The organism is Seonamhaeicola marinus (assembly GCF_008085455.1).
Genome location: NZ_VSDQ01000026.1, coordinates 1 through 261, shown reverse-complemented (window position 1 = coordinate 261; position 261 = coordinate 1). Strand labels below are relative to the sequence as shown.

Annotated in this window: 1 protein-coding gene; it reads right to left on the bottom strand. The window is 30.7% G+C overall.

Going from position 1 to position 261, the window contains the following annotated elements; translation table 11 throughout:
* Window positions 1-261 (bottom strand): hypothetical protein (locus FUA24_RS24875; RefSeq protein WP_187388114.1); only part of this gene is annotated, 261 nt, incomplete at both ends.

Sequence of the window (261 nt, the reverse complement as noted above, 5' to 3'; positions counted from 1 at the left end):
GTAATTTTTGTAGCGATAAAGTAGGTTATCCCAGTATTTTTCTTCGCGAAGTTCTTCGTTTTCATCATTAAAATTTTGGGTGTCACCTTCATAAAAATCATCTTCATAATAAGCATCTTCATCAGTGTTTGCTGTTTCATTATTTTCTTCACAATCATATAAAGAATAGTTTTTATTGAAACTAATTTCAACACGATAAATAGCGCCAACATCGGCTTTAAAATAGTTTGATAAATCTATGCTGTAAGCCTTCCATTTACC